Annotated in this window: 19 protein-coding genes; 7 read left to right on the forward strand and 12 right to left on the reverse strand. The window is 56.6% G+C overall.

Features of this window, described 5'->3' with window-relative positions:
- Positions 1–60: 60 nt before the first annotated feature.
- Positions 61–501, reverse strand: a complete 441-nt coding sequence (locus JFT81_RS07645; protein ID WP_201226788.1) for a DUF3995 domain-containing protein — start codon at positions 499–501, stop codon at positions 61–63.
- Positions 502–595: 94 nt separating this feature from the next.
- On the opposite strand from JFT81_RS07645, the gene JFT81_RS07650 reads away from it, so the two are divergent.
- Positions 596–985 carry a DUF2946 domain-containing protein gene (locus JFT81_RS07650; protein ID WP_201226789.1) on the forward strand — a complete coding sequence of 130 codons (390 nt, stop codon included), beginning with the start codon at positions 596–598 and terminating at the stop codon, positions 983–985.
- Between the two features lie 91 nt (positions 986–1,076).
- Positions 1,077–3,209 carry a TonB-dependent receptor gene (locus JFT81_RS07655; protein ID WP_201226790.1) on the forward strand — a complete coding sequence of 711 codons (2,133 nt, stop codon included), beginning with the start codon at positions 1,077–1,079 and terminating at the stop codon, positions 3,207–3,209.
- 105 nt (positions 3,210–3,314) lie between these two features.
- On the opposite strand, the gene JFT81_RS07660 is transcribed toward JFT81_RS07655, so the two are convergent.
- From JFT81_RS07660 to JFT81_RS07670, 3 genes are all read right to left on the reverse strand, one after another.
- Positions 3,315–4,328: an ABC transporter substrate-binding protein gene (locus JFT81_RS07660; RefSeq protein ID WP_201226791.1), complete on the reverse strand. Its 1,014-nt coding sequence runs from the start codon at positions 4,326–4,328 to the stop codon at positions 3,315–3,317.
- 127 nt (positions 4,329–4,455) lie between these two features.
- Positions 4,456–4,653, reverse strand: a complete 198-nt coding sequence (locus tag JFT81_RS07665) for a hypothetical protein (RefSeq protein WP_201226792.1) — start codon at positions 4,651–4,653, stop codon at positions 4,456–4,458.
- Positions 4,650–5,099, reverse strand: coding sequence for a hypothetical protein (locus tag JFT81_RS07670; RefSeq protein ID WP_201226793.1), 450 nt, complete (start codon positions 5,097–5,099; stop codon positions 4,650–4,652). Before JFT81_RS07670 ends, JFT81_RS07665 begins: the two co-directional genes overlap by 4 nt.
- A 425-nt stretch (positions 5,100–5,524) precedes the next feature.
- Between JFT81_RS07670 and JFT81_RS07675 the strand changes: the two genes are divergently transcribed.
- Both JFT81_RS07675 and JFT81_RS07680 read left to right on the forward strand, forming a co-directional pair.
- The gene (locus JFT81_RS07675) at positions 5,525–5,800 is read left to right on the forward strand and encodes a hypothetical protein (RefSeq protein WP_201226794.1); all 276 of its coding nucleotides are present in this window, start codon (positions 5,525–5,527) and stop codon (positions 5,798–5,800) included.
- 48 nt (positions 5,801–5,848) lie between these two features.
- Positions 5,849–6,085: a DUF2789 family protein gene (locus tag JFT81_RS07680; RefSeq protein ID WP_201226795.1), complete on the forward strand. Its 237-nt coding sequence runs from the start codon at positions 5,849–5,851 to the stop codon at positions 6,083–6,085.
- 6 nt (positions 6,086–6,091) lie between these two features.
- On the opposite strand, the gene JFT81_RS07685 is transcribed toward JFT81_RS07680, so the two are convergent.
- The 3 genes from JFT81_RS07685 to JFT81_RS07695 all read right to left on the reverse strand — a co-directional run bounded on the left by JFT81_RS07685 (position 6,092) and on the right by JFT81_RS07695 (position 8,653).
- The gene (locus JFT81_RS07685) at positions 6,092–6,295 is read right to left on the reverse strand and encodes a hypothetical protein (RefSeq protein WP_201226796.1); all 204 of its coding nucleotides are present in this window, start codon (positions 6,293–6,295) and stop codon (positions 6,092–6,094) included.
- A gap of 113 nt (positions 6,296–6,408) precedes the next feature.
- Positions 6,409–8,013, reverse strand: a complete 1,605-nt coding sequence (locus JFT81_RS07690) for a methyl-accepting chemotaxis protein (RefSeq protein WP_201226797.1) — start codon at positions 8,011–8,013, stop codon at positions 6,409–6,411.
- A 235-nt stretch (positions 8,014–8,248) separates the two neighbouring features.
- Positions 8,249–8,653 (reverse strand): TraR/DksA family transcriptional regulator, encoded by a 405-nt coding sequence (locus JFT81_RS07695; protein ID WP_003225981.1) that lies wholly within the window; start codon positions 8,651–8,653, stop codon positions 8,249–8,251.
- A gap of 443 nt (positions 8,654–9,096) precedes the next feature.
- On the opposite strand from JFT81_RS07695, the gene JFT81_RS07700 reads away from it, so the two are divergent.
- From JFT81_RS07700 to JFT81_RS07710, 3 genes are all read left to right on the forward strand, one after another.
- A complete protein-coding gene (locus tag JFT81_RS07700) occupies positions 9,097–10,005 on the forward strand; it encodes a MurR/RpiR family transcriptional regulator (protein WP_201226798.1) in 909 nt (302 codons plus the stop codon).
- 61 nt (positions 10,006–10,066) lie between these two features.
- Positions 10,067–10,672, forward strand: coding sequence for a glutathione S-transferase (locus tag JFT81_RS07705; protein WP_201226799.1), 606 nt, complete (start codon positions 10,067–10,069; stop codon positions 10,670–10,672).
- Positions 10,673–10,674: 2 nt separating this feature from the next.
- A complete protein-coding gene (locus JFT81_RS07710; protein ID WP_201226800.1) occupies positions 10,675–11,781 on the forward strand; it encodes a DNA alkylation repair protein in 1,107 nt (368 codons plus the stop codon).
- A 170-nt stretch (positions 11,782–11,951) separates the two neighbouring features.
- On the opposite strand, the gene JFT81_RS07715 is transcribed toward JFT81_RS07710, so the two are convergent.
- From JFT81_RS07715 to JFT81_RS07735, 5 genes are all read right to left on the reverse strand, one after another.
- On the reverse strand, positions 11,952–13,211 hold the full coding sequence (locus tag JFT81_RS07715; RefSeq protein WP_201225351.1) for an IS256 family transposase: 1,260 nt from the start codon (positions 13,209–13,211) through the stop codon (positions 11,952–11,954).
- A gap of 482 nt (positions 13,212–13,693) precedes the next feature.
- Positions 13,694–14,086 (reverse strand): DUF6124 family protein, encoded by a 393-nt coding sequence (locus JFT81_RS07720; RefSeq protein WP_201226801.1) that lies wholly within the window; start codon positions 14,084–14,086, stop codon positions 13,694–13,696.
- A gap of 188 nt (positions 14,087–14,274) precedes the next feature.
- The gene (locus JFT81_RS07725; RefSeq protein ID WP_008083877.1) at positions 14,275–14,640 is read right to left on the reverse strand and encodes a DUF6124 family protein; all 366 of its coding nucleotides are present in this window, start codon (positions 14,638–14,640) and stop codon (positions 14,275–14,277) included.
- 504 nt (positions 14,641–15,144) lie between these two features.
- The gene (locus tag JFT81_RS07730; protein WP_201226802.1) at positions 15,145–15,801 is read right to left on the reverse strand and encodes a DUF2931 family protein; all 657 of its coding nucleotides are present in this window, start codon (positions 15,799–15,801) and stop codon (positions 15,145–15,147) included.
- On the reverse strand, positions 15,801–17,342 hold the full coding sequence (locus JFT81_RS07735; protein ID WP_201226803.1) for a DUF2235 domain-containing protein: 1,542 nt from the start codon (positions 17,340–17,342) through the stop codon (positions 15,801–15,803). Before JFT81_RS07735 ends, JFT81_RS07730 begins: the two co-directional genes overlap by 1 nt.
- Positions 17,343–17,385: the final 43 nt, after the last annotated feature.

Raw genomic sequence — 17,385 nt, forward strand, 5'->3', positions numbered from 1 at the left:
CCCCTACATTGATCCCTGTAGGAGTTGCCGAAGGCTGCGATCTTTTGACTTTGCCCTTTCTCAAACCCACGCCACCGCCAACAACCCCGCCCCTAACGCCAGGCACAACGGCGAATACACCCAGGTATCCAGTCGAGCAAACCGCGAGCCCTTCACTTCCTTGAAAAACCCCACCAGATTCGAATCACCAATCGCCCGGGCAAACATCAACAGCGCAATCGCACTGATCACCCACTGCAACGCTTTGTGACTGACCGCCGGCATCCCCCAACCAACCCGCATACACACCAACGCAGCAATCGTTAACAACGCAGCAGCCACCACCAGCGTCAGCCAGCCCGACGGTTTGAACGCCGGACGCACCGTTGCGACAAAACCGCGCACCGGCACCTGCGGCACCACCACTGCCGCCGCCCACTGCCCACCCAGCGCCCAATACACGTGCATCAAGGCGATCACCGCAAAAATTGTCACCAGCCATTGAGCCAATACAAAGGTCATGGTTGAAATCCTTGGAAAGGGATTTGAACAAATCATCCTAGTCGGCATTTTTTGAAGTGCACGACCGATCAGCGGTACGGTAAAGTGCCGCCCCATGAAATTCTCCCGTACCGATCGCTCACTGCTGGCCTGGATGCTTTATTGCTGCGTCCTGTTCAACGTGTTCGCGTGCAGCATCGGTCACGGACAAATGGTCGGCATGCAACTCAACGGCATCGGCGGCCAATTCTGTACAGTCGACCCGGCCACTCAAGCGCCGTTGGCATCCAATCCCACCGAAGAACAACTGCCGACCCTGTCCAAGGCGTTCGGTTGTCCGCTGTGCTCGGTCGGTGGTGGCATGGGGCCGGCGTTCAACTCCAGCCTGACCCTGGCGATCCTCCCGGAACAACACAGCCCGCCGCTGGCGCCCATCGTCAGCGCCGACCTCCCTGCCCGCTTCACCTGGCCCTCGGCCAACCCTCGCGCCCCTCCGCTCGCCTGAGTGTCCGTGCCTTTTGATTTGTCAGCCCACTGCGCCAACGCGCGGCGTTCGCCTGTGCGCTGACTCCTAGACAAGCATTCAGGATTCAACGATGAAACAACTCACTCTGCTGGCGAGCCTGTGCGGCTGCCTGTCCGTTAACGTCTGGGCGCAATCCACCGTGGATCTGGCGCCAATCACCATCGACGGCGAAGCCGGTAACGAGCCGGGCCTGAGCCTCGACCAATCCAGCGGCATGGCCTCACGCCTCGGTCTGAGCGTACGCGACACGCCCGCCTCGGTCGCCATCGCCAATCGCAACGACATCGAACGCCACGGCGCGCAGAACTTCCAGGACGCCGCCAACACCCTGCCCGGCGTAAACGCCAGCGCACCTCCGGGGTTTGGCGGCTTTGTCTCCTATCGCGGCTTCACCAGCAGCCAGATCACCCAGATGTTCAACGGCATCAACGTCTCCGGCGGCCTCGCCCGGCCGGTAGATGCGTGGATTTATGATCGAGTGGAACTGGTCGGCGGCCCATCGTCCTTGATCAACGGTGCCGGCTCCGTGGGCGGCTCGCTGAACTACGTGACCAAACTGGCCTCTCGCCAAGAGCAAGCCATTGAAGGCCGCGTCAGCTACGGCACCTACGACACCACCGAAACCGCTTTCGGCCTCAACCACGCGCTGACCGCCCCCGGCGCCGATGTGCAGCACTACGCGCGCCTCGACGTCAGCCACAACACCGGCAACGGTTACATCGACCGTCAGCAGCGCGATGCCTGGAGCGTGGCGTTCTCCTTGCTCAGCGACCTCACCCCGAACCTGTCGCACACCCTGGCATTGGAATATCAGGACGAACACGAGGACAGCCCTTACTGGGGCACTCCAGTGCTCAATCCCAAGGCGGGCGAGTTGAAAATCGATAAACACAACCGTTTCAACAATTACAACGTCGATGACGGCCGCTACGAACAGCGGACGATATGGGTGCGCTCGATCATCGATTACCGCATCAATGACAGCACCACGCTGCGTAACACGCTGTATCACCTCGACAGCCAGCGCGACTACCGTAATCTTGAAACCTACCAGTACAACGCTGACAACAGCGCAGTAAACCGTTCCACCGCGTATCAGGTGCGCCATCAGGGCGAGCAGAACGGCAACCAGTTCGAACTGCGCCACGACAACACGCTGTTCGGTCTTGATACGACCTGGTCGGGGGGCTTCGAGTACAAGGTCAATCAAACCACCAACTCGCCGCTGAATATCAAAGGGGCGAGCACGGTTGACCCGAACAACTACCGGCCGGGGTATTTTTATGACATTCCAGGCACCAACCCAACACTGATCAGCGACAAGACCAACGAAGTCACGACCAAGGCGCTGTTCGTGGAGAACCGTCTGGCGCTGACCGACAAATTGTCGCTGCTCACCGGCCTGCGTTATGACGACATCGACCTCGACGTGACCAACCACCGCACCGTGACCGCCGCCAACCCCAAGCACCTGAAACGCAGTTGGGATCCGGTCACCGGCCGCGCAGGTCTGAGCTATCAGTTCATTCCGTCAGCCAACGTTTATGTGCAATACAGCACGGCCGCCGAGCAACCGAATGGCACTCAGGACTTCGATGTCTCGACCGGCAAGCAATGGGAAATCGGCAGCAAATTCGACTACCTGAATGGCCGTGGCTCGGCGACGGTGGCGGCTTATACGATTGAGCGAAAGGACTTCGCCGTGACCGATCCACTCGATCCGACCGGCAGTATTCCGGTTGGCCAGCAGACGTCGAAAGGGATAGAGATCGCGAGTTCGTTGCGGATCACCGACAAGCTGTTGGCTGAAGGCAACTTCGCCTGGGTGAATGCGCAGTACGACGATTTCACCGAGAAAAACGCCGCAGGTGCGGTGGTTTCACGCAAGGGCAATACGCCCACCAATGTGCCGGATCGGGTCGGCAATCTGTGGCTGACCTATGATTTTTCGCCGCAATGGCAAGGTGGGGTGGATGCGCGGTACGTCGCGTCGGTGTTTGCCGATAGCGCCAACACCATGACCGTGCCGTCGTACACGTTGTTCGGCAGCTTCATCAGCTACAAAGTCGACTCGCACACGACAGTGACCGGGCGCGTGCGCAACCTGACCAATGAGGTGTACGCCGAATTTGCGCATGTTTCGCCAGCGTATTACCTCGGCACGCCGCGCACCTTCGAGTTGGCCGTACAGACCCGATTCTGAATCCCGACTTGTAGGAGCTGCCGCAGGCTGCGATCTTTTGATCGTTTTTTTACCAACAAGATCAAAAGATCGCAGCCTGCGGCAGCTCCTACATAAGCGGTGCGATTAGAGGTTGGCGGATACTTTTTCCGCCACATCCTTCGGCAACCACGCCTGCCACACGTCCGGGTGTGCCTTCATGAATGCCACCGCCGCATCGCGTGGCGCGGTGTGTTTCTCGCTCATCTCGGCCAGCGCCTTGTTCAACGGCTCGATCGGAAAATCGACCTTGCTGAAGAACTCGGTAATCTGCGGATATTGCTTTTGAAACGGCGTCGACACGCCAATCGACAGCTTGGAGGCCAGCGAACGCGTTGGTTTCGGATTGGGATTATCAGCGTCGGTCAGGGTCTTCCACGCCTCAGCATCAAACGGCGGCTCTTCCAGTTGCACCAGTTTGAATTTGCCGAGCAGCGGCGTCGGTGACCAGTAGTAAAACAGCACCGGTTTGCCGCGACGAATCGAGGAACTGATCTCGGCATCCAGCGCCGCACCCGAGCCACTGCGGAAATTGGTGTAGTCATCCTGCAGCCCATAAGCGGTCAGCTTCTGTTTATTGACCACTTCCGACGTCCAGCCAATCGGGCTATTGAGGAAACGCCCCTTGCTCGGGGCTTCCGGGTCCTTGAACACGTCCTTGTACTTTTTCAGATCACTGACACTGCGCAAATCCGGCGCCAATGGCTTGATGCCTTTGGCCGGGTCACCCTTGATCACGTATTCCGGCACCCACCAACCTTCAGTCGCGCCCTTGACCGTGTCGCCCAGGCTGACGACTTTGCCTTCGGCCTCAGCCTTGACCCACACCGGACTGCGCCCGGCCCACTCCTCGCCAATCACCTGAATGTCATTGTTGGCCAGTGCCGTTTCCAGGGTGATGGTGGTACCGGGTAGCGTGTCGGTCGGCAGTCCGTAGCCCTTCTCGACGATGATCCGCAGGACATCCGTGATCAGACTGCCGCTTTCCCAGTTCAGGTCGGCAAAATGGATCGGCGCCTCTGCCGCCATCACCGACTGCGCCGACGTCAGCAAGCCGAATGTGGCCACGCTCGCGGCCAACAACCGTCGAAATCCGTTCATGCATTGCACCTCATGCTGTTCACAGCAATAGCAGGATGGCCTGACAGAAGACCGCAAGCCTCTGAATACTCAGTCAACTGACTGTAGCCGAGGTTCCTGCTTTTTCCGGGGCCGAGCCCGGAAGAGGTTATGAATCAGACTTTTCCTGCAAGCTTTGCAGCTCTCTTCTGACCATGCTGGCGTATTCCGCGGGGCGCAACGTATAGAGCTGCGCTGCCACCCAGTTCAGCCACGTGCCTTGCATTTCGGCCTTCGCCGCGAACAAGCGCCGAGCCTCATCGCGCGCCGTGTCGAGGTTCTGCGAATGGAAATCTGCGCGGCTCACTCGCTGGCCTTGAACGTCACCAGTTCGCCCTTGCGCCACTTGGCGGCTTTGGCGGTGACGGCTTTCAGGGTTTTGGTCAGGCCTTCCTGCAGTTGCGCATGGGCGGCGAACACGGTCACCACGCTATGGCCTTCCTTGAACAGAATCGCGTGGCCATCGGCGGTTTCGACGAAGGCGTAATCGCCGATGCCATAAACCGTCATTTTGATTTCGCGAAAACGGATGTCCATCTTGCCGCCTTCACGGCTAGGCAAGACCGACGCACTGAAATGATCGCCAACCTTGAGCTTGAGCCCCGGTTTGTCATCGACCACCAAAGCGCTTTCGGTGTCGATTTCGGCAACGTAAATGCCTTCGGCGTTTTGCTCGGTGATGTAAACAAAACGCGACTGGAACAACTTGACCAGCTTTGCACGCAAATCACCCAGCACGAACAAAGCATGCATATCGAGGTTACTGACTGCCAAAGAAACATCCCCACATGTGGAAAAACCGTCCACGGAAAACGCGCACGGCAAAAATAACGGCAAGGCCGACGGTGCTGCCAAATGACTCAAATAAAAGCCCGAAGTGAGCAGAGTGCTCAATCGATCGCGAGGCGCGTAAGACTACTGGAATGTCACTCGCGAAACTCGTGCCGATGTCGCCAAACCTTGAAGGAAAAATCCTTGCTGGCGGCCAGAGAATACTGACTACAAACTTTAGGGAAAATTCTCACTAAAAAAAGCACTTTTCCGACATATCGCCCGTGAAAAATTGCTTTAGATAAGCACTGTCGTCAACAGGTACTGGCGATTCTAGAGCAGCAATGCTCGTTACGACTACCCGAAACGGCTTGTAAATATCAGCCGACCGATGAAAAGGACTTCACATGTGCACGTTGACTCACTTTGCCTCACACCCTGTCGCCTCGAGCAATTCGCCGTTTATCCTGCATATCAGCAACGTAAACGAGCTGCCGGTGCCCGCGTTGAACGTCCAGCCCCCCAAATTCAAGGTGATTCCGGCCGGGACAGCGTTCTTTCATATCCAGGAAACATCCACCGGACGCGTAAGAGGTTTCCGCAAAGATCACAACCAGGCCTGCGCCCTCGCCCGCTCATTAGAGTTGCAGATCGAACTCCTGGCCAGCGACTGCCTCAGATAAAGAGAATGATCGACAGCGCCATTCCGGCGCACGTAATAGGAGCACACGATGGATCTGGAAGCTTACAACTTGAAAACCCTGTTCGATCAATTGGGTCTGCCTTCGGACAACAAGGCTATCGACGACTTCATCGAAGCGCATCCACTGAGTCCTGACACCAAATTAGTCGATGCGCCCTTCTGGTCGGCGAGTCAAAAACAAACGCTTGAAGAGTGGATTGGCAAAGACGACGACAGAGCAATCGTCTTCGACGAACTCAACGTGCGCCTGCACGACGGCAAGTAACCCTTATCAGTGCAGGCTGTCCCAAGGCTCGGCTTTCAACTGCGCGAGCCATGCAGCCTTGCACTCCTCTGCCTCGTCACGACTGGCAAACGCGGTGCCGCGTCGCTCACCATTGAGCAACACTACCCAGCAAACGCTTTGCCCCATCGCCCTTAAACCGGCAGGCACACCGCTGCCGATCATCACGGCAACATCGACTCTGCATTGCATGCGGACCTCTCGAAATCATTAGCAACCTAACTAAGTGGCCAGATTAATGCTTTCTTTCGAGAGGAAACAGCAACCCCCATGCACAGATTCATTGCATCTGAAGTAACAATCGATCAGCGCGCACGTTCAGGTTTATAGCCCAGACGCAAACCACCCCAATGCCGGCCCTTGATCATGATTGGCACCGAGAGGTCATGCATCAGCTCGCCGGTGTCGCGGGTGTAGGTCTGCAACAACACCGGTTTTTGGTGGCTGCCACAGCGAATGCCCGTGCGATCGGCAAACTTGCGTTTGGTGCGATTGTTGACCGCATCGACCTGCACATCACCGGTCAGCGGCTGACTAAACGCCTGATTGTGCGTCGGCACATAACCCTGCTGCGTGCAGGCAATGGCAAAAACCAAGCCTTCGTGACGCGGCAGCAGAGGCTCCTGAATCGCCGGCAGCACCTGGTCGGTGTAACGGTCGAACCGGGTTTGATATTTGGGCGGCTGGGTATTCGCGATCGCCTGATACTGGCGATCGAACAGATCTTCCAGGCTGATCCGCCCCTGCTCGACATCCGCCTCGAAGCGCGCCGCAATCTGGCTCGCCCCATCGCGCGCCAGGTCGTAGATGCGCTGGTGATAGTCATCCAGCCCGACTTCGGCCAGTCGCTCGCTGATCGTCTCGGCCTGCCCTTCCATCTGCACCGCCGCTTCGGCGAGGCGTCGGGTTTGCTGGTCGCTGATCGCCAGATCGCTGCGCATTTGCTCGATGGCTTTGAACAGACTGTCGAGTTGCTCGCGGTTGGTCTCCGCGCCTCGGGCAATCTCGCCGACCTGACCTTCCACCCCGGCAGCCAGTCGCGCGATGTTCTGCAGATGCTGACCGGTGAGCTCGACCTGCTCGACGCCTGTGTGCAGATCGCTGGACAGCTCACGAATCTGCTCCACCACCTGCGCGGTGCGTTGCTGAATATCGGCAACCATCTCACCGACTTCACCGGTCGCCGACGCCGTGCGCGCCGCCAGCCCGCGCACCTCATCCGCGACCACGGCAAAACCGCGACCATGTTCGCCAGCCCGCGCCGCTTCGATCGCTGCGTTCAAGGCCAACAGATTGGTCTGGCTGGCAATCGACTGAATCACCAGCGTCACGCGCTGAATGTCGTCGCTGCGCACGCTCAACGCCTCGATCAACTCGCGGCTGGTATTGGCGCGCTGACTGAGTTGATGCATGCGCGAAATCGAATCAACCAGTTCCGTACGCCCCGCCGCACTGCTGTGATGCGCTTCACTCGCGGCCTCCAGCGCTTCACGGCTGAGCTGTGAAGTGGCGTGTTCGGTGGCGATCATCACCTCGGCATTACTGACAATTCGCGCCGCCGCATCCAGTTGCGATTCGAGCTTGCTTGCCAGTTCCTTGACCGAAAACGCCACACCCGCCGCCGACAACGCGTTGTGGCTGGTGGTGTAGGAAAGGTCGCGGGTCAGATCGGAAATAGCGCTGCCAGTGTCGGCAGGCGGTACAGCGGGGACGGCTCGGGCGCGCAGGCGCGGCAGCCAGATAATCAGCACCGCCAACGGCATACCAACGTAAAGCGACCACTCACCCAGCGTCATGCCGGCCAACAACAGCATCAGGGCGATGCTTTGCAGGGTCGGAGCGATCCAGCGGTTTTTCGGCAAAAGCACTGGTGCAGGCAGAGCCCCAACCAGAGATCCATCTCTCGTCATTTCAACACCCCACGCTTGTTCTCATTGTTGTGACTGCATTAAACGCCACTACAACGCCACTACAACGCCATTATCCATGGTCCGTTAGTCGTGGGGTCTGCAGCAGGTCAATGAACCGCGTGGAAATATCACAGACGAGCAAAAACAAAGATCGCAGCCCCAACAACCCCAAGTGGAGCTGCCGAAGGCTGCGATCTTTTCCAGGTGCCCCCATTCAAAGGGTCACCCCACAGAATCAGGCCTGACGCTGGTGCTTATCGATCTGCTCGTGACGCTCTTGAGCTTCGATGCAGTACTTGGTGGTCGGGCTGATCAGCAGGCGCTTCAGGCCAATGGCCTCGCCGCTGTCGTCGCACCAGCCAAAGCTGTCTTCCTTGATGCGCTCAAGGGCTTGTTCCAATTGCGGCAGCATGCGCTGGTCGCGATCGATCGCGTTCACCAGCCAGGTGCGCTCTTCTTCAACCGAAGCCGCGTCCGCCGGGTCAGCCGGGGTGTCCAGGCTTTCGATGGCGATGCGGTTTTGCTCAATGCGCTCGTGGGTTTCGACTTTCATGTTCTGCAACAGCTCAGTGAAGAAAGCGTGCTGCTCGGCATTCATGTAGTCATCTGCCGGCATGGCCAGCAACTTGTCCTTTGTCATTGATATCTCTATAAAAAAACGTGCATTAAGGCGAATTAGGGAGCGTTTCGACGAACCGTGTCCGGTCGACGAAAAGGCATCGTTTATTGCAAACGCCACCCGGCACTCAATTTACGAGGGGCGGCAGTCTAAGGCCCGTTTGAGGCCTCAGCAACTGTAAATACAGGGAATCTGTCCAACAAAGCCCGGAAACTGCTCTGACACAGGCTTCATAGCGGTCATCGGAGTGCGTTTATAGCAAGAAATTCAGTCGAGCGGCTGTATATAGAAGACAAACGGCTAACAGAGCAATCTCGGATCGCCGCATTTTCATGCGCCAGTGCATCGTTTCAGCCAAGCAGACCCGCAAAAGCCCTCCTAATATCAGCCACACCGCAACCCTCCTGTGGCGAGCCAGATTGCTCCCTCGCCACAGGATGATCGATCAGCCCGAAGGATGACTTATGCCCCGCCCCGATCTGCCGGCCAATGAAGCGCAGCCGCTCGCCAGCCCCCCGATCAACGCCGAGCGCTTACTGCAACTGATCACCGAAGAATACGAAGCCCTGCCACGCCAGCTCAAACGCATCGCCAGCTACATGAGCCAGCAGAGCGACAGGATCATGGTCGATCGCATCAGCGACATCGCCCGAGAGTGCGAGGTCCACCCGTCCGCCATCGTGCGCTTCTCGCAACGCTTTGGTTTTAGCGGCTTCAGCGAAATGCAGGCGCTGTTTCGCAGCGCCTACACCCACAAAGCCTCGCCCGTGCAGAACTACCAACAACGCATCCGCAGCATGATCGCCAACCAGTCGCAGAAAGCCAGCGACGGCGACCTCGCCCGCGAATGCATTGACGCCACCCGCTCCGGCATCGAACGCCTGGGCCGTGAACTCGACGATGTTGCGTTCGAAACAGCCGTCGACCTCATCGCCAACGCCGACAACATCTACGTCGTCGGCGTACGCCGTTCCTTCGCCGTAGCCGACTACCTCGTTTACAACTTGCAACACACTCACAAGCGCATTCAACTGGTTTCCGGGCTCGGCGGCAGCTATCGCGAGCAGATGCGCAGCGTGCGCGCCAACGACCTGGTCATCGCCATCAGCTTCACCCCCTACGCCAAGGAAACCCAACACTGCCTGCGCTACGCCCGCCAGCAACGGGCCAACACGCTAATCCTCACCGACAGCCACCTCTCGCCCCTGGCAAAACACGCCAACAGCGTGTTGCTGGTCAACGAAGGCAGCGCCCTCGCCTTTCGTTCGCTGAGCGCAACGCTGTGCCTGTGTCAGGCGTTGTTCGTGGCAGTAGCCTATCGCCTTGAACTGAATGTCGATGAGATTCACGAACAAGCCGGATTCGACGACTGACATTTTCCTCAAGCTCGGCTAGGTTATGCCTTCCCATCGGATTGACTTGAAGGAACGCGTCATGAAATTGATCGGCATGCTCGACTCCCCTTACGTGCGCCGCGTAGCGATCTCCGCCAAACGCCTGGGGATTGACCTCGAACACGAGTCAGTCTCGGTGTTCCGCCACTTCGAGCAATTCCAGCAGATCAACCCGGTGGTCAAAGCGCCTACGCTGATCCTCGATGACGGCGTGGTGCTCATGGACTCGACGCTGATCCTCGACTACCTCGAAGCCAGTTCAGGCAAAAGCCTGCTGCCGAAAGAATTGCGCCAACGCGCCCACGCCCTGCGCCTGATCGGCCTCAGCCTCGCCGCCTGCGAAAAAGCCGTGCAGCTTTATTACGAACGCAACCTGCGCCCGGCCGATATCCAATACCAACCGTGGGTCGAACGCGTCGAAGGCCAACTCGCCGCCGCGTTTACCGCCCTCGAACAAGAACTCGAGCAAAACGGCCTGCCCACCGACGGCACCCTGACCCAGGCCGGCATCAGCCTCGCCGTCGCGTGGAGCTTCACCGACCTCGTCGTCCCCGACCAGATCGACACCCGGCGCTACCCCCATATCGCGCAATACACCGCCTACGCCGAAACGCTCGAAGCGTTCGTCAGCACGCCGATGAACTGACCGTGAGCACCACCGACACCGCCGCCCCGGCGTTAAAGGAAATCTTCAACGCCGAACGCCTGCGACATATCGCTGACGAAATGAGCGCCGTGTATCCCGCGTTCAAGGCCAAGGCGTTTCTCAAACATGCTCAGGACGGACTTGCTGAGTTATCAGTGATGCAACGCATGGCGCGTGTCAGCGAAAGCCTGCATGCCGTGCTGCCGCTGGGTTACGAAGATTCACTCGACGTGCTTTTTCAGCTAGCACCACGGCTCAACAGTGGATTCGTCAGCATGTGCCTGCCGCACTACGTCGCGAGCTACGGCGGGCACGCATTCGATACCTCCATGGAAGCCCTGAAATACTTCACGACGTTCGGCTCATCCGAATTCGCCATCCGCCACTTTCTGCGCAGCGACCTGGAACGCTCGCTTGAATTGATGCACGACTGGGCACAAGACGAAAACCACCACGTCCGCCGCCTCGCCAGCGAAGGCAGCCGCCCTCGCCTGCCTTGGTCGTTTCGGCTGGAAGCGGTGCAAGCCAATCCTCAGTTGGCCGCCGGAATATTGGATCGATTGAAGGCCGACGACAGCCTCTACGTGCGCAAGTCCGTGGCGAATCACCTGAATGACGTCACCAAAGAGCACCCGGAATGGGTGCTGGATGTGATTGAGGGTTGGTCGCTGGAGAACAAACACACCGCGTGGATTGCCAAGCATGCGTTGCGGAGTTTGATCAAACAGGGGGACGTGCGCGCGCTGACGGTGATTGGCGCGGGGGCGAAGGCTGAGGTTGAGTTGCTGGATGTGCGGGTTGAACCGGCGGTGGTGCAGTTGGGTGAGACGATTACGTTGTCGTTTACGGTGAAGTCCACCGTGGCGCATGAGCAGCGGTTGGTGATTGATTATGCGATTGACTATGTGAAGGCGAATGGCGGGGTTTCGAGGAAGGTTTTTAAGTTGAAGACGGTGGCGTTGGCGGGGTTTGGGAGTGAGGTGGTCCGGCGGAGTCAGCAGATTAAGGACTTCACTACGCGCAAGCATCATGTTGGGCGGCATGGGGTTCGGGTGATGGTTAATGGTGAGGTGTTGGCCGAGGCAGGGTTTGACATCGTCATAGGCTGATGGCTTTGAACGACTAGGGGGTGGGGCTGCTTTCTTGAATGTGGGTTGACTGATGAAATGCGTTTTGGCTATTCGAATGATTCGCAACGTGACAGATTTATTTTTTGAAGAGAGTGTCAGATTTTTTGTGTGCGGGCCGTTAATGGCCTGCCGTCAGGCAGGCCTTCATTTCACCAGTTAGACCTGATGAATCGGTCCCCGTACAAAACCGCAAATTGATTCATAGCGTTTTTCCAGTCATGGGCGGCGCTTCCCCAGTTGGCGGTGATGTTTTGCAGTGCCAGCCAGATCAGTTTCGTCGCGGCTTCGTCGGTTGGAAAGTGACCTCTTGTCTTGATGATCTTGCGCAGCTGCGAGTTGATACTCTCGATGGCATTGGTGGTGTAGATCACCTTTCGTATGGCTGGCGGGAACACAAAGAACGGGATAACTCGATCCCAAGCGCGTCGCCAGGCTGCAACCACCGTTGGATATTGCTTGCCCCAAGGCCCCGATTCGAAGGCATCCAGAGCTTGCTCGGCGACTTCGGCGTTGAGTGCTTGATAAATCGGTTTCAGGGCCTTGGCCAGTTCGCGACGCTTGTCCCATGCCGCGTAATCAAGGCTGTTGCGGATCAGGTGAACGATGCATGTCTGCAACGCTGTCTGAGGAAACACTGCACTCAAGGCTTCAGGCATGCCTTTGAGACCATCCGTTACCGCAATCAGGACATCTTCGACACCTCGGGTTTTAAGGTCGTTGAAGACTTTCATCCAGAACTTGGCGCCCTCTGTGTTCTCAATCCAGATGCCCAGAATGTCGCGGGTGCCGTCCGGAAGTACGCCCAGAGCCAGGTAAATCGCTTTGTTGCGAACCACGCCTTCATCACGGATTTTAACCCGCAGCGCATCAAAGAAAATGACCGGGTACATGGGCTCGAGGGGCCGTTGTTGCCACGTACTGACTTCCTCCAGAACAGCGTCGGTAACGGTGCTGATGAAGTCATGGGAGACATCTGTTGCGTACTGTTCCGAGAGAAATGCACGAATCTCACGAACGCTCATGCCGCGGGCATACATGGCAATGATCTTGTCATCAAAGCCTGTAAAACGCCGCTCGTGTTTGGGGATCAAAATCGGAGAAAAGCTGCCGTCACGGTCTCTGGGAATATCCAGACGCAACGGGCCGTCATCGGTCAGCACGGTTTTGCCGCTCTTGCCGTTACGCTGGTTACTCGAATCCTCAGGGCGCTCCGCGCCCTGAGGATAGCCAAGGTGAAGTCCCAACTCGGCACCAAGGGCTCTTTCGATAAGCGCCTTTTTGAACGCCATCGCGGCATCCTGAATCGCTTCGGCACTCATCGTCTCGCTGAGGAACTGGTCGATCAGCTCTTTTGGAATGGACGGAAGGTCACGCTTGGCCTCACGGGCCGGTTTCTTTTTGGTTGGCATACATGCACCTCTGCAGCATGTTATGCCCGAACACAAAATTTATGACACTCCCTTTTTGAATATTAAGCTATGCAGATCTATCTCTGCATAGTTCCCCGCCTCGCTGTTGTATAGAAAGATCGAGGACACACTCAGCTCAACTTGTAAAAACTCAACGAGCATTCTGAGACAGCGACTTGCAGGCATAGAAGTCGGCCATACTATCGTTGCTTTACCGAGTTCATCATCGTAAGTCCTAATATGAAGCTCATTCATTTCACTCCGAATCACATAGTTGAACCCGCGGTACTCATACCCCAAATATGGGTCAACATCATCAAAGCGTGCAATTCTTTCAATTTTCAAAGCAGTCTCCTGAAAGGGGGACGGATTTATTTTCAGAAAATAAGTCGGTCTCTTTTGATTCGCTGGTTTTGTGGCTAAGGAAGGTTCGCGCCTGATCAAGAGCAAGCTCCCTCGCCACAGATTGTTGCTCGCCCAGCCTATTTCATTCCGGTGACGGGCTCTGAAACTGGCTGCTTCAGTTCGACGTTATCCAACGCCTTGTTAACCGCCAATTCACCCAACATCACCACTTGAGCGATGCCTTGCAATGTGTGGCGGTGTGGCCCGTCCAGCGTTCCGGCGAAATCGCCGAGCATCACCGTTGCCGATGCCAGGGACTCGCAGGCGTTTGCCAGTAATGACTCGGTGTCGGTTTGCGGGTTGACCATGAACATGCTGCTGGGGCTGTAGGGCGTGGCCGTATTCGTGGCCGTCGGCAAAAGGTAATGATCGAGGGCGCGTTCAGCGGCTTCGTGGAGTTTTCTTGAACCTAATGATTCATAAGGCGATATCGGATCTGTAACCGCTGAATGGGTTGTGGGTTCAGACATCAGGAACTCCAAGCAAGTACCCATCGGGTACTGCAAAAAAATGATCATCCTGTAGGAGCTGCCGCAGGCTGCGATCTTTTGATCTTGATTGTGAAAAAACAAGATCAAAAGATCGCAGCCTTCGGCAGCTCCTACATGGAACTCTGATTTGTGTATGAAGGGGTGGGGCCCTTCATACGGTCTGTCGGTTAGTTGGGTAGGCGGCGGCTATCCAGTATTCGATTGACCATGAGTTCGCTCAGCATGATCACCTGATGCAGCATCAGCATGGCTCGGCGTTGGGAGTGGTCGACGACGTCGCCGATGTCGCGCGCCATGTCGCTGGCGGCTGCCAATGATTCGCAGGCTTCGACGAGCAAGGTTTCTTCGTCCACGGAGGGATCGACGAGGAAGATCTTGCTGGACTTGCGGGAGGGGATTGAGAGTTTCAGTGAGCCAGGATTGAGATAGAAGTTGATGGCGCGGTCGGTCGCCTCTTTTATCTTTTGGGGTTCAAGCGTTGGGTCGTACGGGATCGGATCGGCGTCCGGTGGGTTGGGCGTTACTTTGAACATAGATGAAGTCTCGTATCGAAATAAATAGGAGCCCTCACCCTCGCTACCAAACGATGGGTGGCGGCCATGCGCGGGTTGGTAGACCGGTCGATACGAAACCCGGCGCTCACGAATGAGCCCCACGCATGTCCACCAAAAAAACGCCGCCAAATAGAATGACGACATAGGGTGGCGCAATACGAACGTATCAAAGCGGGCTACCAAACCCGATCACTGTTTTGCAGTGACCGGGAAACGATATAGCCCGCCCCATAGCGGCGTATGCCGGCGGATTCTGTAGTAGGCGTAGGCAACGGCGCAAGCTGACGTAGCCTTTATGGAGTAACAGTTCGTGTAATTTAAACGTGCTTTAAGCGTTACGTTTACGCGCGGAAAGCGCCCGCCTCCTTCGTGGTGTTTTCCTACAAACCGTTAGTGATCCAGCCGCACAGGTCCCGGGGAGAAATCGGCGCCAGACCACGATTAAATCCTGCCACCTCGCTTTTTCCTTTATTGCAGGACGGCTTACCAACTCCCGTAAGGAATGCCCCACTTCTCGATATACCGTTTGGATTTCTCACTGACGGGATAGGCGTAGCGCCCTCCATTCTTGCCCTGACTCGGCCCCAGTGGTTCGATCTCAGCCTGTGCCCGAGCCACTTTGATCGCTTTATGGCAAGAGTCCTTGACCCAAGCCTGCACGACTCCGCCGGGAGCGAGCCCCAAGTAGACCGACGCCATAAATCGCGCTTCTTGATCAGGAGTTTCCGGGCATCGTTTGTGGATGGATGACGCCATCAGTTGCCTTGCTTGCTCAGGAATATCCACCCAGGCTTGCCAGGTTTTCTTTTCAACGATTGACTGCCACCGGACATAGATTCGGACGGGAAGACCGGCGCCCACCACTTGTTTACCACTGCCGTCCACGATTGACCAACCGCGCGCTGACTCGGTGCCGTCTTCAGGCTCACCACCCGCCGCAGAGCCACCATTTGCTCGGTAGTAGACCCTACCGGTGATGTCTTGGACGGAACTGTCCTCTACCCAAACCTGCATGTAATCCGGTTCGACGAAGGCCAGTTCCCACCATTCGGACTTGGGGTCATTCGTTCCGGAGAATGGGTCAGCAGATTGGCAGCCAGTCAAGAACAACACGCATAGCAGGGTCACAATTAATTTCATTACCAAAGCGTCCAATCAGGTACGTGAGGATGTTGCACGCGAATCGAGTCTGCCGTAGGAGCGTTGATGTAGACAGCTCTTATACCGCTACCATCTCTGCGCCCAAGAGGGTGGTTCCAGTTTGCAGAGGTGTGAATGTACTTCAGTTTCAGAAGCTGTTCTTCCTCAGAAGTGACGTTGTAGTCCTTGGCCAAGAACCGATCACACAGCGCTTGTAGTTCTGAGGGGATAGCCAGGTCTGGAGTGTCTGGGATGTCTTTAAACCGAACGCCCTTCTCTTTTGCCAATTGGTGCATTACTCGCAGATAAACCCTGGACAGCATGCCGCTTACAGGGCGTTTGAGCTGGACCGCAGCGTACACGCGCTTCATGCGTGGGCTGATCCCATTGGGCTGGCTATTTGGTAAAGGAGTCGCATCAGGCGTGACGATTTCCAGCATTTCTGAAGGCCAACCTTTCGCAAGCCATTGATCTTTGACTATCGCAGCGTCACGGTAAATCGAGGTAGCAGATACATCAGTGAATTGCGAAACATCAAGTGTTTGCATCGGGCTGATAAGCACGTTTTCTTGCGCTTCTTGGAGGTAACCACCACCCAGATCAGAGTGAACACCCGGCAAGGTGATTTCCAGATGATCGGGTTTAACACGACTCAGAGCGAAGTTGGCTCGACATTCATCGCGGGCTGTCAGTTGAACAACGTCGGAAAAAAATCGTCGATCCAAGTACAGCTTGATGCCCGTCGCGATGGAGCTTTTGATGTTGCCCAGATTGGACCAGCCAGCAATTGAGGGCACGGTGTCGAACAGACCAATAAAGCCCATATTGATGCTGCTTTTATATTGATCATTGAAGGTTGAGCTGAACCCTCTCGCGCTGCTCCGCAAAACCTCCCCGAGCGGCCCCTGCTTTCCACGGGCAATTTCATTGGCAAAATGTCGGGCGGCAGCAGCTCCACGACTGAAGCCAAACGTATCGAAAGTCAGAGAGGTGATTTCACTATTGGGAATGTTCGCTAACACGCCTTCGATGCGCAGTTTGATCTCTGAAAATGAGAACTGAACACGACCCGCAACGCCCGTTTCGCCTCGGCCTGTACCAGCCCCGAGAGTGCTGTCCTCTTCGCCTGAGCGGGTACCGATACCTTGGATATAGACCATACGGAACGCTTGCTTATGCGAGCTATCGCCTTCGGCATTTTGAGGCGCGTAGTACAAGTCACTAAGTTTTTGCACATTGCTGGTGTCGTTGCCATAGCTGCTGTCCGGATTTTTCATGAACGGCTTGCAACTGGCATCAATGTCTTCGGCGGCAATTGGATGATGGGCGCCGCACAGCAAGCCCGCAGCAGCATTACTAGCGTTATTGCCGGTACCGTCGAAGAACACTCCGATACGCAAGGCAATGCCGATTTTTTCACGCGCCGACGCAGGCTCTTTCCCGTGCTTCTCATACTCAGCCCAACGCTGGGCATGAATATCGACGGGTTTGGCTTCTGCGTAGCGATGGTTTTTTGGTGGGTTGGGGACGTAACCACTCAATCCTTGATTCCTTGTTCTGATCCTTGAAGAACGGCGCGAAGGG

The organism is Pseudomonas sp. TH43, from assembly GCF_016650635.1.
In the GTDB taxonomy this organism is placed as follows: domain Bacteria; phylum Pseudomonadota; class Gammaproteobacteria; order Pseudomonadales; family Pseudomonadaceae; genus Aquipseudomonas.

Excerpts from the sequence above, each read along its gene's own strand:
- JFT81_RS07645 (WP_201226788.1), bottom strand. The coding sequence starts at position 501 with ATGACCTTTGTATTGGCTCAATGGCTGGTGACAATTTTTGCGGTGATC.
- JFT81_RS07650 (WP_201226789.1), top strand. The coding sequence starts at position 596 with ATGAAATTCTCCCGTACCGATCGCTCACTGCTGGCCTGGATGCTTTAT.
- JFT81_RS07655 (WP_201226790.1), top strand. The coding sequence starts at position 1,077 with ATGAAACAACTCACTCTGCTGGCGAGCCTGTGCGGCTGCCTGTCCGTT.
- JFT81_RS07660 (WP_201226791.1), bottom strand. The coding sequence starts at position 4,328 with ATGAACGGATTTCGACGGTTGTTGGCCGCGAGCGTGGCCACATTCGGC.
- JFT81_RS07670 (WP_201226793.1), bottom strand. The coding sequence starts at position 5,099 with ATGCATGCTTTGTTCGTGCTGGGTGATTTGCGTGCAAAGCTGGTCAAG.
- JFT81_RS07675 (WP_201226794.1), top strand. The coding sequence starts at position 5,525 with ATGTGCACGTTGACTCACTTTGCCTCACACCCTGTCGCCTCGAGCAAT.
- JFT81_RS07680 (WP_201226795.1), top strand. The coding sequence starts at position 5,849 with ATGGATCTGGAAGCTTACAACTTGAAAACCCTGTTCGATCAATTGGGT.
- JFT81_RS07685 (WP_201226796.1), bottom strand. The coding sequence starts at position 6,295 with ATGCAATGCAGAGTCGATGTTGCCGTGATGATCGGCAGCGGTGTGCCT.
- JFT81_RS07690 (WP_201226797.1), bottom strand. The coding sequence starts at position 8,013 with ATGACGAGAGATGGATCTCTGGTTGGGGCTCTGCCTGCACCAGTGCTT.
- JFT81_RS07695 (WP_003225981.1), bottom strand. The coding sequence starts at position 8,653 with ATGACAAAGGACAAGTTGCTGGCCATGCCGGCAGATGACTACATGAAT.
- JFT81_RS07700 (WP_201226798.1), top strand. The coding sequence starts at position 9,097 with ATGCCCCGCCCCGATCTGCCGGCCAATGAAGCGCAGCCGCTCGCCAGC.
- JFT81_RS07705 (WP_201226799.1), top strand. The coding sequence starts at position 10,067 with ATGAAATTGATCGGCATGCTCGACTCCCCTTACGTGCGCCGCGTAGCG.
- JFT81_RS07715 (WP_201225351.1), bottom strand. The coding sequence starts at position 13,211 with ATGCCAACCAAAAAGAAACCGGCCCGTGAGGCCAAGCGTGACCTTCCG.
- JFT81_RS07720 (WP_201226801.1), bottom strand. The coding sequence starts at position 14,086 with ATGTCTGAACCCACAACCCATTCAGCGGTTACAGATCCGATATCGCCT.
- JFT81_RS07725 (WP_008083877.1), bottom strand. The coding sequence starts at position 14,640 with ATGTTCAAAGTAACGCCCAACCCACCGGACGCCGATCCGATCCCGTAC.
- JFT81_RS07730 (WP_201226802.1), bottom strand. The coding sequence starts at position 15,801 with ATGAAATTAATTGTGACCCTGCTATGCGTGTTGTTCTTGACTGGCTGC.